Below are 14,545 nucleotides of genomic sequence, written 5' to 3'. Positions count from 1 at the left end.
TTTTTTTTTTTTTTTTTTTTTTGGTTCACTAAAGATAAAAAATAAAAGTGGGAGTAGGGTATTTCATTTCTTAGTTGTTATACTTATAAATTGCTATGAAATTGAAAATAAATTTCAAAGAATTATGAGTGGTTAATAGTAGTTGATTGGTTTAGGTTAGTTTGATTAGTTTGGCCCGGTTGGTTACCGGGCCTTTTTTGTGCCGGGACCTCTTTGAATTGACTTTCCTTTATTTCTTGTGATACCTATTCTGGTACAATTTTCAATAAAACATTACATTATATATAATTGACCGTTTTATACCTATGCTTCGGCAGGGGTATTGGCAGTTCTTGTGGTTGGTAACCTAATCCTATGGTCAGTTAAAAAATGATGGTTTCACCTAACTGCCAAAATTAAAAGTTGTTTCTAAAAAAAAATCAGGGGTGGTGTATTGCATGTGTAATTGTGGACTGGCTTGATTTATAGGTTTTTCCATGTAATTGCGTGTGATTTTTGGTAGGCGATATATGGTATGTTTATAAGTTTTGTGATTAATAAACTGGAAAGATACTTTTACAAAAATTTCAAATTACTATTTTTGCCCATGCAAAATAACGTCCTCATATTAGATTTTGGTTCCCAATATACGCAGCTCATCGCTAGAAGGGTCAGGGAACTCAATATATTCTGCGAAATTAAACCGTATAACCATTTGCCAGACGACCTGTCCGAATACAAGGCTGTGATCCTTTCAGGTTCTCCCTTTTCGGTACGGGCAGAAGATGCCCCACATCCAGATTTATCACAGATCAAGGGCAAAGTACCTGTTTTGGCCGTGTGTTATGGTGCCCAGTATTTGGCACATTTTAACGGTGGTAATGTATCTCCTTCCAATACTAGGGAGTACGGAAGGGCAAACCTCTCCTATATAAAGGATGGGGAATTGTTTTTTGACGGAATATCAGAAGGCAGTCAAGTATGGATGAGCCATAGTGATACTATAAAAGCTTTGCCTACTGGAGCTTATAAATTGGCAAGTACCCATGATGTGGAGAATGCAGCTTATAAATTGGAGCATGAAGAAACCTATGCTATTCAATTTCACCCAGAGGTATATCATACTACAGACGGTAAAAAATTGTTGGAGAACTTCTTGGTACGCATAGCTGGGGTAGCCCAGACCTGGACTCCGGATTCATTTGTGGAGACCACTGTTGCCGAATTGAAAGAAAAAATTGGCAATGAAAAAGTAATTTTAGGATTGTCCGGGGGTGTAGACTCTACCGTTGCGGCCGTATTACTCCACAAGGCAATAGGGAAACACCTGCATTGTATTTTTGTAAACAACGGCTTGCTAAGAAAGAATGAATTCCAGTCTGTATTGGATCAATACAAGGGAATGGGACTTAATGTTAAAGGGGTAGACGCTTCGGCACGCTTTTTGGATAGTTTGGCAGGGGAAAGCGATCCCGAAAAAAAGAGAAAGGCCATTGGTAGGGTTTTTATTGAGGTTTTTGATGATGAATCACACCTAGTGGAAGATGCAAAATGGTTGGCGCAGGGTACTATTTACCCAGATGTAATAGAATCTGTTTCTGCTACAGGAGGGCCTTCGGCAACTATAAAAAGCCATCACAATGTAGGTGGTTTGCCAGATTATATGAAATTGAAGGTCGTAGAGCCGTTGCGTATGTTGTTCAAGGATGAGGTGAGAAGAGTAGGAGCCAGCATGGGTATCAACAAGGAATTACTAGGTAGGCACCCTTTTCCTGGGCCTGGATTGGCAATCCGAATCCTTGGGGATATAACCGCAGAAAAAGTGGCAATACTACAGGAAGTAGATGCTATCTTTATAAACGGCCTAAAGGAATGGGGGCTTTATGACAGGGTTTGGCAGGCCGGAGCAATGCTTTTGCCGGTTAATAGTGTTGGTGTGATGGGAGATGAAAGGACCTATGAAAAATGTGTGGCTTTACGGGCCGTGGAAAGTACCGATGGTATGACGGCCGATTGGGTGAATTTACCCTATGAGTTCTTGCAAAAAACCTCCAACGATATTATTAATAAAGTGAGAGGTGTAAATAGGGTGGTATACGATATTAGTTCCAAGCCACCAGCTACCATAGAGTGGGAATAAGGGAGTGTCCTTAGAAACCCCTGTTTTGGTTACTGTTGAGACCCTATTGTTATAAAGGGATGCTTTGTGGAGTTTTGCTTGTATCCCTATAATTGGCTTATATTAGATAGAACAAAAAAATATATACTTGTGAAAATATATAGAAAAGTAATATTTACAACATTATTCTTAATGTTGGTGAGCTTTAGTGCGCTAGCCCAAAAATTTACTACCCATTCCGTAAAGAAAGGGGAGACATTGGAGAGTATCGCAAAACAATATGGGATTACAGAGCAGTCAATATTAAATTATAACAAGGAGGTAAAAAAAGGAAAGGCCATTAAGGCCAATACCATTCTGGTTATTCCCGCTTCCAAAGCAAATGTGGCGGTAGTAGAAAAAAGTACCGATACCATAGAAGGGGATAATGGCGCTGGCGTAAAGGCACTTCTGTTGGCCTTGGAAGGTAAAGACGTCAAGCAAGGGCCAAAAGAGCCTATAGGCTACAGTTCGCATAGGACCAGAAGAAAGGAAACCTTATTTGGTATTGCCAAGCGGTATAATATTACGGAAGACCAATTAAAACGTTATAATAAGGAGCTTTATTCGGTTCAGCTTAAGAAAGGTATGATTCTTAAGATACCTAGATACAAAAATAATGACGTTTCCGAGAGCAAGTATAATGAGGAGGACTATGAGGTGTATACCGTGCAACCCAAGGAAACACGTTGGAGTATTGCACATAAGTATGGAATAACAATTGATAGCCTTTTGGTGCTTAACCCCAACTTATCAAAAATTACAGACTACTTGTCCAGTGGTCAAGAGCTTTTATTGCCAAGAATATTGGGTAGTTCCATAAAAGAACAGGAAACCCAGTTGTACAACTCCTATACTGTTCCCCCAAAGCAGACTTTTTACAGTCTGGAAAAGAAGTTTGGCTTAACTGCCGATGAATTAATGGCCTTAAATCCAGAGATCAAGGAAAGAGGAGGACTAAAGGAAGGAATGGTGCTAAGAATACCCGTGAAAAAGACACAGACCGGAGAGGTCAATATAGTCAACTATAATTTTTATGAGGTAAAACCAAAACAAACTGCATTTTCCCTTACCCGTAAGCTTGGGGTTACCTATGAGGAATTGTTGGAACTTAATCCAGAACTAAAGGAAGGATTAAAGGCCGGAATGGTGCTTAAGCTGCCCAAGGATCAAACAGGGGATTTTGATGTTAAAAATGCGCTGATTTTGGATAAGATCAATTTGGTGGATAGTATTAACAGCATGAACAAACCAAAGCTGTTGTTTCTTTTGCCTTTCCGTTTGGATAGGTTGAACCTAAGTGATGATGTGTCAGCAAAGAATGCCATTGAAAACAGAAAAGATGTAAGGTATAGTCTAGGGCTGTATTCCGGAGCGATGATAGCATTGGATTCCATAGCTAAATTAGGGATTTCTGTAGATGTTAAGACCTATGACACCCAATTGAATAGAAATAGGACCAAAAGTCTTATGCAGGGGGAAAATTTGATGAATCTTTCTGCCATTTTTGGGCCTCTGGAACCGCAATCACTCAAAGAGGTAGCACTGCAGGCAGCAGAATATGGTGTACCAGTTGTGGCACCATTGACCGAAAAAAGTGACCTAAGTTTAAGCAATGTGTTTTTTGCCATGCCTACGGAAAATGTGCTGCAGGAACATATGATGAGCTATGTGGAAGGAATAAGGACAGAGGAAAATATTATTATTATAGCCGACCAAAAGAATAAACCTATAGAATCTACTTTGCTCATGAGGTTTCCAGGGGCCAAGATTGTGACCTTGAAAGAGGATAGAACGGTAGATATTGAAAAAATTTCCCAGTTGCTTTCAGCGGAGGTTGAAAATTGGGTGTTTTTGGAAACCGATCAAGCCAATGTGGTCTACCATGTTGGGTCCTTGCTCAATTCGCTTATTACAGAGGAAGTAGGTATACGGCTTATGACCACGGATAAGAACAAGGCTTTTGATAGTGAGGTAGTGTCGTATTCGCATCTTTCCAATCTTAGATTTGCATATCCCTCCGCATCCAGGGAGATAGGAAATAATGCGTTTGCTAAAATGTATAGGAAGAAGTTTGGCGCAGATCCAGATGCCTATGCCGTGAGAGGGTTTGATATTACGCTGGATCTATTGCTAAAACTTGCCTATAAAAACGATTTGGTTAAGGCGTCAAAACTCATAGGGGAGACTGAGTATAGTGGTAACAAATTTAACTTTACGAAGGATAGGACCTCTGGATATTTTAATATGGCGTCCTATATTCTCGGTTTTGAGAATATGAGGGTTACCGAGCTTAAGGACTAATTTATATTATGACTTCTAAAGTTACTTATACCGGCGGACTCCGTACAAAATGTGAACACCTTGGTTCTGGAAATACCTTTATTACAGACGCCCCTTTGGATAATAATGGGTTGGGACAGGCTTTTTCCCCAACAGATACGGTTGCTACTGGTTTGGCCAGCTGTATGCTTACGGTAATGGGTATTAAGGCCAATAATCTTAATGTAGACCTTGCCCATACTACGGCCGAAGTGACAAAACATATGGAAGCTAACCCCAGGCGTATTTCCAGAATAGAGGTATTGTTTAGATTGCCGGCCAATATCTCGGAAAAGGATAGGAAGATCCTGGAACATACTGCAAATACCTGTCCTGTCCATTATAGTCTGCATCCAGATATTATTAGGGATATCTCTTTTTCTTGGGAGCTATAAAGGAACAGCATCCATTATACCCCATCTCTAAGTAGCAAGAATCGGTGTAAATGGTTATAGCTTTTCCTGCAAAGTCCTTTAGGGTCCAATGGTTTTTCTTTTGAGGTAATTGCATCTTTGTGTCCTGGAAACGGAAACAAAGCTTTGGGAGGTAAAGTAAAAGACTGTCCTAAACCTATTATGGGTTCAAACCAAGCAGCATCTTCAATGCCTATGCCGAATCTGTAATTGAAAAGTTTAGGACAGTCCAATAAGTTGATGGTGTTTGTTAAACATCACAAATAGTAACACCTTCTTTAAGGGCAGCTATCTTATCGTCCCAGGTAGGAATAAATTCCTGGGCTACATGCCCTTTGTATCCAGTAGCCACAATAGCCTTCATGATGGCAGGGTAATAAAGCTCTTGGGTTTCGTTTATTTCGTTTCTTCCCGGATTGCCCCCAGTGTGGTAGTGTCCAAAGTATTGGTGGTAGTCTTGTATGTTACGTATAATGTCACCTTCCATAATTTGCATATGGTAAATGTCATATAAGAGTTTAAAATTGTCCGATCCCAGTTTTTTGCAAAGGGCTACGCCCCATTCTGTATGGTCGCACATATAGTCCTCATGGTTTACTTTGGAGTTCAATAGTTCCATTTGTATTACTACGCCGTGTTTTTCTGCCAAGGGCATTATCTGTTTTAATCCGTCCACACAATTCTGAAGACCCACTGCATCGTCCATTCCTCGGCGATTACCACTAAAACAAATAAGGTTGGTGTAGCCTGCCTCGGCCACTTTTGGAATCATTTCGGTGTAATTCTTAATAAGGGTGTCATGATATTGAGGGTCGTTCCATCCTTCTGTAAGGCTAATTTCAGCCCCATTGCACATAGAGGAATTAATATTGTACTTCTTTAATAGTGGCCAATCTTTTGGTCCAATAAGATCAACATTTTTTATGCCCAGTTCATTGAGAGATTTAAGAAAATCCTCCAAGGGGATACTACCATAACACCAATAACAAACGCTGTGGTCTATGTTGTTCTTTAATTTTGTTTCTGTTTCTTCCTTGTCCATTGCATTACCAGTTTTGCAGGCCAGCATACCAACCGAGGCGGCAGCTGAAGTCCCTATAAATGTTCTTCGTTTCATTTTGTTAACTTTAACTTCTGTTTTTTAAAGGTATTTTCTAAGTCGCATCTAAAAAAAAGAAATAGGTTGCAGGTATCATAATTAGCTATGTAATACGAACGTGTCTGCAAAAAAATAAATTCATTTTTTTTAGGCTGAGTGTACATTTAAGCAGGGTTTTATAAACGTAAATTGTACGTGTATAAAGATAGGGGATTCCATTTAATAATTCCTAATTATGGTTTGGAATGTTAAAGTAGGATCTAAATATGGCTTTAGTATGTTGCTTCTTGTTTTATTAGTCGGGGAAGGTGTTATCTTTGAAGGGAATATTGGATATGAATATAGTTCCGGATAAAAAACAGCTATTGGAATTGGCACACTACAGAATGCCATTCGGTAAATTTAAAGGTAGGTATTTGGTAGAGCTTCCTGAACCCTATTTGGTGTGGTTTCAGCAAAGTGGATTTCCAGAAGGTAAGCTTGGAATAATGTTAAGGGCCATGTTGGAAATTAAAATAAACGGACTGGAAGGTCTAATTAGAAAAATTCAAAAAGATTTTCCTCAGTAATACCCGTGAATTGTGCCAGCAATTCGTATTTTTGCTCGCGTTACGAATTCAACCTAACGCTTCATGTCACAGACGAAATATATTTTTGTAACCGGTGGGGTTACTTCTTCCCTTGGGAAAGGGATTATAGCAGCCTCTCTTGCCAAATTATTACAGGCTAGGGGTTATAAAACTACTATCCAAAAATTAGATCCATACATTAATGTTGATCCGGGAACTTTAAATCCCTATGAGCACGGAGAGTGCTATGTTACCGATGATGGTGCTGAAACCGATTTGGACCTAGGGCACTATGAACGTTTCCTAAATGTTAGGACCTCACAGGCCAATAATGTTACTACTGGAAGAATTTATCAAAGCGTTATAGAAAAAGAACGCAGAGGGGAATTCCTAGGTAAAACGGTACAGGTGGTACCTCATATTACCAATGAAATAAAGGAACGTATCCAACTACTTGGTAAAAGTGGGGATTATGATATTGTTATTACTGAAATTGGAGGAACAGTAGGGGATATAGAGTCTTTACCGTATATAGAGGCCGTGCGACAGTTACTTTGGGAATTGGGCGATAACAATGGAATTGTTATTCATCTAACTTTGGTTCCTTTCCTTTCTGCAGCAGGGGAATTAAAAACAAAACCTACACAGCATTCTGTTAAGACTTTAATGGAAAGTGGTATCAAGGCCGATATTTTGGTGTGTAGGACAGAGCATCAGATTTCCGATGAGATTAAGGAAAAGTTAGCGCTCTTTTGCAATGTAAAAAGGGAGGCCGTTATACAATCTATTGACGCTTCAACCATTTATGATGTGCCAATTTTAATGCAGGAAGAAGGCTTGGATGCCGTTACCCTTAAAAAGTTGGCGCTTCCGGATGATGTTGTTCCCGATCTTAGCAAGTGGAACCAATTTTTGGAGTGGCACAAGAACCCCAAAAATGAGGTAACCGTTGGCTTAATAGGGAAGTATGTAGAGTTGCAGGATTCCTATAAATCCATTTTGGAATCTTTTATCCATGCAGGGTCCGTAAACCATGTGAAGGTAAAGGTAAAGTCTATTCATTCTGAACACCTGAGCCCCAAAAGCCTGGAAAAAAAGCTACAGGGCTTGGATGGTATCTTGGTGGCCCCCGGTTTTGGGGAAAGAGGTATTGAAGGAAAAGTAAGGGCGGTACAATATGCCCGTGAGAATAATATTCCGTTTTTAGGGATTTGCCTAGGAATGCAAATGGCCGTTATAGAATACTCCAGAAATGTTTTGGCACTTAAAAATGCAAATTCTACCGAGATGGATGAAAATGCAACCCACCCGGTTATCAGTATTATGGAGGAACAAAAGAATATCGAAAACAAGGGGGGGACTATGAGACTAGGTGCCTGGACCTGTGATCTGGCCAAGGACAGTTTGGTGCAAAAGGTATATCATGGGGCCACTGAAATCTCGGAACGCCACCGCCACAGATATGAATTTAACAATAAATATAAAGATCAATTGCAGCAAGCCGGACTTGTTGCATCGGGAATAAATTCCGATACCGGTCTGGTGGAGATTGTAGAAGTGCCCGCGCACCCATGGTTTATAGGGGTACAATATCATCCTGAATATAAGAGTACGGTAGACAATCCACATCCTTTATTTGTGGGATTTGTTAAAGCGGCATTGAAACATCAAAAGCAATAAACTAGTGTCAGTTTGGCATAAACAACACATTTGGGTGTATATTTGCACGCTTAATCAAGCTGTTAGGAACCTTGATAGGTTGCATACCTTGCGGTAATATTTTTTAAAAGTAAACTTTAGATGGAAGAAAAAAAATTGGATATTAATACCATTATCGGCTTTGTACTGATTTTTGGGATTCTTATTTTTATGTTTTGGCAAAACCAGCCAACACCGGAAGAGCTGGAAGCGCAGAAGGCAGAACAGGAGCAGTTGGAAGCCGCCCAAAAGGAGGAGGCAAATGCTAAACAAGAAGAAAGTACCACTTACCAAAGTATAGACCTACAAGATTCAACTGCCGTGGCAAGTTATAAAAGTGCCATAGGGGCCTTTGGTTATACAGCTCCCAAAGAAGGAACTACCGTTCTGGAGAACGATGTGCTTTATTTGGAGATCAACAACAAGGGAGGGCAGATCGTTGAGGCAAAAATGAAAGGTTATGTAACCTATGATTCCATTCCAGTTTATTTGGTAAAAGATGGTAATGCTAATTTTGGGCTTACTTTTTCAACATCGGATAATCGGGTGCTGAATACCAATGATCTCTTTTTTGAACCTTCACTCTCCCAATCAGGGGACAATCAAGTGCTTTCCATGAAAGCTAAGGTGGCGTCCGATAGGTTTTTGGAATTCCGATATGAGATGAAACCGGGAGAATATCTTCTAGGTTTTACCGTGCGTTCCCAAGGTCTTAACGGGGTGGTCAACAGTTCCAAACCCATTAATTTGGATTGGGATCTAAAGGGAATAAGACATTCTAAAAGTATTCAGTACGAAAATCGCTATACAAGGGTTACCTATAACCATGACGATGATAAAATTAGTAAGCTATCCGAGGGTAGTGAGGATGAGGAATTGGAAGATGATGTAAAATGGATTTCGTATAGACAGCATTTTTTTAGTTCTATTCTCGCCTATTCAGATACCTTTAAAACGGCAAGGTTAAGTTCTATAAACCTGGTTGAAGAAGAAAGCCATACCCAACAGTATACCAAGGAATTTAGTTCAGAAGTGCCATTGGAAATGAAAGGTGGCGAATTGGCCTATAATTTTAACTGGTATTACGGGCCTACAGATGTAAAGGTTTTGGCACAATATAAAGAATTGGGTCTAGAAGATTCCATCCCTTTTGGATGGGGTATCTTTGGTTGGATAAACCGTTATATCTTTACTCCGGTCTATACCTTCTTAAGTTCATTCCTGCCATTCGGTATCGCTATTGTAGTGATGACCATCTTGGTTAGGTTAATAATGTCTCCCGCAACCTATAAGTCTTATTTGTCACAGGCCAAAATGAAGGTCCTAAAGCCGGAGATCACGGAACTTAACGAGAAGTATAAGGACAATGCCATGAAAAAGCAGCAGGAGACTATGAAATTGTATAATAAAGCAGGTGTAAGCCCAATGAGCGGATGTGTACCCGCCTTGTTGCAGATGCCTATTTTTTATGCGCTGTTTATGTTCTTCCCTACTTCCTTTGCCCTAAGGCAGAAGTCCTTTTTATGGGCAGATGACCTTTCTTCCTATGATGCCATAGCACAACTGCCATTTACCATTCCGTTCTATGGTGATCACGTAAGTTTGTTTCCTATATTGGCATCGGTAGCTATCTTCTTCTATATGATGATGACCACCGGTCAGAATATGCAGACACAGCCTGGTATGCCCAATATGAAATTCATCATGTACTTATCCCCATTGATGATGTTGGTGTTCTTCAACAACTATGCAAGTGGACTGAGTTTGTACTATTTTGTGTCTAACTTAATTACCATATTCATTATGTTGGCCATCAAGAACTTTATCTTGGATGAGGATAAGATCCATGCACGGATCCAAGAAAACAAAAAGAAACCTAAGAAAGAAAATAAGTTCCAACGAAAAATGCGCGAGATGATGGAACAGGCCGAGGAACAAAAGAAGGTGGGAAAGAAATAATCCCGATTTAAATTTGTGTGCAATAATTAAAAGTGCTTGATTTTTTTCAAGCACTTTTTTTTATACTGTGGGTTAATTTGATGACATCAATATTGGGATTGGGATAATAAATAACTCCCTAAGATTCCGGGAATACATTGTATTTTCCTTAAAAATAAACCCCCCGGCCAATTGGTCGGGGGGTTTTTAGCAATAAATAGTTTGGTTTGGTAAGATTTGGGTCCTCAAATATTGATTTTTTTTAGGGGTTGTAAAACAAATAGTTGTAAAGAGAGCTTTTTAGTATGTTAAACCTTCTTGTACTGATGTTTGGGCTAAATAATGTATGTGGGTAAAGGCATTATTTGTAGAGGACAATGGTTTTTATGGATAGCGGATTACCACAAAGGCTTTAATTGGTTTCTTATTCCTTGCCGTATGCCCCAAATTACTTAATTTTTCCAATTAAACTTAATACAGCTTAAAATTGCATTACAACAGATCTGGTAGTATAAGGGCAACCAATTTCCAATTTTGTATTTTTGTACCGCAATTGTAAGTCCCTAATAGTCTATAACGACCAAAGGGAAACTATAAATTAAAGTAGATGAAAAAGGTGGTAGTCGGACTTTCCGGCGGAGTGGATTCAAGTGTTACAGCTTATCTCTTAAAAGAACAGGGTTATGAGGTTATAGGCCTGTTTATGAAGAATTGGCACGACGATTCTGTGACCATTTCCAAGGAATGCCCTTGGTTGGAAGATAGTAACGATGCCCTTATTGTGGCAGAAAAGTTGAGGATACCTTTCCAAACAGTTGATTTAAGTGCTCAATATAAAGAGCGTATCGTAGATTATATGTTCAACGAATACGAAAAGGGTAGAACTCCCAATCCCGATGTGCTCTGTAATAGGGAAATTAAGTTTGATGTATTCATGAAAATAGCCATGCAATTGGGGGCGGATTATGTGGCAACCGGTCATTATTGCCGAAAGGGGATAATAAAGAACCCGGACGGTACGGAAACATATCAATTGTTGGCCGGTGTAGATGGCAATAAGGATCAATCTTATTTCCTATGCCAATTATCACAGGAACAATTGGCCAAGACCCTATTCCCAATTGGGGAATTATTAAAGCCCGAAGTAAGGAGGATTGCAGCTGAAAATGATCTGATTACTGCGGATAAAAAAGATTCCCAAGGTCTCTGCTTTATAGGAAAAGTAAGGCTACCGGAATTTTTACAACAAAAATTACAACCCAAAAAGGGTGTTATAGTGGAAGTTCCTGCTGTATTGGAGCAGTATGCTAACAATGTCCCTAAATTTAGTTCCAAATTGGAGGAATTGGCTTTTTATGCTGAAAAACCCCATTATGATCTTACCGACGGAAAAGTTGTTGGGGAACATCAGGGAGCCCATTATTTTACCAAAGGACAGCGTAAAGGATTGGATGTTGGAGGTACCAAGGAACCCCTATTTGTTATAGAAACTGATGTGGACCAAAACATTATCTATACAGGTCAAGGCAAAAGTCACCCCGGACTATATAGGAGGACCTTATTTGTCAGCAATGACGAACTACATTGGGTACGCACGGATCTGGCCTTGGATATTGATCAGAGCATGGAGGTAATGGCTAGGATCAGATACCGTCAACCTCTGCAAAAGGCTACTCTATATAAGGTAGATGCTGGAATTTATGTTGATTTTGAGGAAAAACAATCTGCCATTACGGAAGGGCAGTTTGTGGCTTGGTATATAGGGGACGAACTGATAGGATCTGGCGTAATCTCTTGACATGGATAGGGCCGCCTTTATCCTACTTTTTTTATGCTTTATCAGGGCAGGGGCCCAAGAACACGCTTGGGTGTATTTTAAGGATAAAATTGGGGTAGAAGAGGCTATTGCAAGTCCGTCCAGTATATTGACCGAGCGCTCCCTAACTCGGAAAGCTAAATTTAATATTCCCATAGATGAACGGGATGTACCCGTTAACGAGAATTATATTGCCAGCTTAAAACTTCAAGAGGGCATTACTGTAAAGGCAAAATCCAAATGGTTCAATTGTGTACATGTGGTGGGGAGTCTATCCAATATTTCTGCACTTCTGGAATTGGATTTTGTGGCGAGGGTATGGTATGCCAATAGAAGTTTCAATGCTAAATGGGACAAAGAATGGAATGTGATTTCTCAGTCTACTAATCATAGAGGGAAATATTTGCGGCAGCAGGAAGAATTTGTCTATGGACAAACTGGCCGGCAAATAAGACAGTTGGGCCTTGAGCAACTTCATGATAATGACTTTACGGGGCAGGGATTATTGCTTGCAGTGCTAGATAGCGGTTTTCCCAATGTAGACCAGATGTCTGTTTTTTATAGCTTACGGTCAGACGGACGCTTGTGGGGAGGATATGATTTTGTTGACAGATCAGCGGACATATATAGGCCCAATGGCAGTGATCATGGTACAAGGGTTTTATCCTGTATGGCCGCCTTTGTAGAAGGGGTGTATGTAGGTACGGCGCCGGATGCTGAATATGTGTTGTTTAGAACAGAGGATTCTGCCACAGAGACTCCGGTGGAGGAAAGCTATTGGGTAGAGGCTGCAGAAAGAGCAGATAGCCTAGGAGTGGATCTAATAAATAGCTCTTTGGGATATAGTACCTTTGATGACCCAAATTATAATTATAGACCCTCGCAAATGGATGGAAATAGCACTTTTGTTTCCAAAGGGGCCAATATTGCTATGGAGAAGGGTATTCTGGTGGTGAATTCTGCCGGAAATTCGGGTGATAACCAATGGGGCATTATTACCGCCCCGGCCGATGCCAATGTATTTGCAGTTGGAGCAGTAGATGAAAACGGCCAATATGTGGATTTCAGTTCCAAAGGACCTAATGCCACCGGCCAAATTAAGCCAGATGGTATGGCCTTGGGAAAAGCTGCCGTGGTAGTAGGACCCGATGATAGACTGGTAAGGAGTAATGGAACATCATTTTCTTCCCCTATTTTGGCAGGTGCCATAGCTTCTTTTTGGCAGGCGCTGCCCAATAAAACGAATTGGGAAATAATGGCTATGGTTAGGAAATATTCATCTCATAATCAAAGCCCAAACTCCCAAATGGGATTTGGTATACCTAATTTTTACTCGGCCTTGCTGGCCGAGGGTGTTCCAATGCCCAATAATGAAATGGAGCAATGGTATCTTTATCCAAACCCTACAACTGCCAATCTTTATCTTTACCTTCCAAACGAGTTTAACACTGCTATTTTCTCCCTCTTTGATGCCTATGGAAAGCGTATTTTGGAAAGGCGTATTACCCCAACTAATCTTGAATTATCTGTAGGGCATCTAAGCAATGCCATGTACATAGGGCAATTGAATATTGATGGTGATTGCCAGGAATTTAAAATTATTAAAAACTAATGCAGAATAGAATCACACAACTCTTTAAGATTAAATATCCCATCATACAGGCTGGAATGGTATGGACCAGTGGCTGGCGTTTGGCATCTGCTGTTTCAAACGCTGGCGGATTGGGGGTTATTGGCGCAGGATCTATGTATCCAACAGTGCTCTTGGAACATATTCAGAAATGTAAGTCGGCCACCAATAAGCCTTTCGCGGTTAATGTGCCCATGTTATATCCAGACTTAAAGGAGTTGATGAATATTATTATAGAGCAAGGAGTAAAAATAGTCTTTACCTCTGCTGGGAATCCGAAAACCTGGACGTCCTATCTAAAAAACAATGGTATAACTGTAGTCCATGTGGTAAGCAGTGTAAAGTTTGCCCAAAAAGCCGAAGAGGCTGGGGTAGATGCCATTGTTGCGGAAGGCTTTGAGGCAGGCGGACATAATGGAAGGGATGAGACCACCACGCTCACCTTAATTCCGGCTGTTAAGGAAAAAGTTTCCATTCCGCTTATTGCGGCGGGGGGTATTGCAACTGGTAGCGCTATGTTGGCCACGATGGTCTTGGGAGCCGATGGCGTACAGGTGGGGAGTCGTTTTGTAGCAAGTCATGAGGCTTCATCCCACCCTTTATTTAAACAGAAAGTAGTAGAGGCCGGTGAAGGGGCTACCCAACTCACATTAAAGGAATTGGCTCCCGTGAGGTTGATTAAAAATAAATTTTTTCAGGATATACAACAGGCATATGCCAAAGGTGCGGACGTGGAAGAATTAAGGAGGTTGCTAGGCCGTGCGCGAGCCAAAAAAGGTATGTTCGAAGGAGACCTGGAAGAGGGCGAATTGGAAATAGGGCAGGTAGCCGCTATTATCCACGAAATAAAACCCGCAGCCAAAATTGTGAGTGATATGGTAATGGAGTTCGAGAAGGCCAAAAAGGATATCCCGTCTTTTTAA

The 14,545-nt window shown here is 40.5% G+C and carries 10 protein-coding genes; 9 read left to right on the top strand and 1 reads right to left on the bottom strand.

Going from position 1 to position 14,545, the window contains the following annotated elements; all coding sequences use genetic code 11:
- Window positions 1–586 precede the first annotated feature (586 nt).
- From guaA to EHW67_RS10515, 3 genes are all read left to right on the top strand, one after another.
- Window positions 587–2,119 carry a glutamine-hydrolyzing GMP synthase gene (gene guaA / locus EHW67_RS10525; protein WP_126162342.1) on the top strand — a complete coding sequence of 511 codons (1,533 nt, stop codon included), beginning with the start codon at window positions 587–589 and terminating at the stop codon, window positions 2,117–2,119.
- A 129-nt stretch (window positions 2,120–2,248) separates the two neighbouring features.
- Window positions 2,249–4,441, top strand: a complete 2,193-nt coding sequence (locus EHW67_RS10520; RefSeq protein ID WP_238389896.1) for a LysM peptidoglycan-binding domain-containing protein — start codon at window positions 2,249–2,251, stop codon at window positions 4,439–4,441.
- Between the two features lie 8 nt (window positions 4,442–4,449).
- Window positions 4,450–4,854 (top strand): OsmC family protein, encoded by a 405-nt coding sequence (locus tag EHW67_RS10515; protein WP_126162341.1) that lies wholly within the window; start codon window positions 4,450–4,452, stop codon window positions 4,852–4,854.
- 268 nt (window positions 4,855–5,122) lie between these two features.
- Here EHW67_RS10515 and EHW67_RS10510 read toward each other — a convergent pair whose 3' ends face one another.
- A complete protein-coding gene (locus EHW67_RS10510) occupies window positions 5,123–5,989 on the bottom strand; it encodes a hydroxypyruvate isomerase family protein (RefSeq protein WP_126162340.1) in 867 nt (288 codons plus the stop codon).
- Between the two features lie 317 nt (window positions 5,990–6,306).
- Here EHW67_RS10510 and EHW67_RS10505 point away from each other — a divergent pair, with 317 nt between their 5' ends.
- The 6 genes from EHW67_RS10505 (at window position 6,307) to EHW67_RS10480 (ending at window position 14,545) form a co-directional block, all read left to right on the top strand.
- Window positions 6,307–6,540 carry a DUF3820 family protein gene (locus EHW67_RS10505; protein ID WP_126162605.1) on the top strand — a complete coding sequence of 78 codons (234 nt, stop codon included), beginning with the start codon at window positions 6,307–6,309 and terminating at the stop codon, window positions 6,538–6,540.
- 63 nt (window positions 6,541–6,603) lie between these two features.
- On the top strand, window positions 6,604–8,220 hold the full coding sequence (locus EHW67_RS10500) for a CTP synthase (protein WP_126162339.1): 1,617 nt from the start codon (window positions 6,604–6,606) through the stop codon (window positions 8,218–8,220).
- 120 nt (window positions 8,221–8,340) lie between these two features.
- Window positions 8,341–10,197, top strand: coding sequence for a membrane protein insertase YidC (gene yidC / locus EHW67_RS10495; protein WP_126162338.1), 1,857 nt, complete (start codon window positions 8,341–8,343; stop codon window positions 10,195–10,197).
- Between the two features lie 586 nt (window positions 10,198–10,783).
- Window positions 10,784–11,974 carry a tRNA 2-thiouridine(34) synthase MnmA gene (gene mnmA, locus EHW67_RS10490; protein ID WP_126162337.1) on the top strand — a complete coding sequence of 397 codons (1,191 nt, stop codon included), beginning with the start codon at window positions 10,784–10,786 and terminating at the stop codon, window positions 11,972–11,974.
- Window position 11,975: 1 nt separating this feature from the next.
- Window positions 11,976–13,604, top strand: coding sequence for a S8 family serine peptidase (locus EHW67_RS10485; protein WP_126162336.1), 1,629 nt, complete (start codon window positions 11,976–11,978; stop codon window positions 13,602–13,604).
- Window positions 13,604–14,545, top strand: a complete 942-nt coding sequence (locus tag EHW67_RS10480; protein WP_126162335.1) for an NAD(P)H-dependent flavin oxidoreductase — start codon at window positions 13,604–13,606, stop codon at window positions 14,543–14,545. Before EHW67_RS10485 ends, EHW67_RS10480 begins: the two co-directional genes overlap by 1 nt.

Source organism: Arenibacter aquaticus (assembly GCF_003957295.1).
Classification (GTDB): Bacteria; Bacteroidota; Bacteroidia; order Flavobacteriales; family Flavobacteriaceae; genus Arenibacter; species Arenibacter aquaticus.
This window is presented reverse-complemented; position numbering and strand designations above follow the sequence as displayed.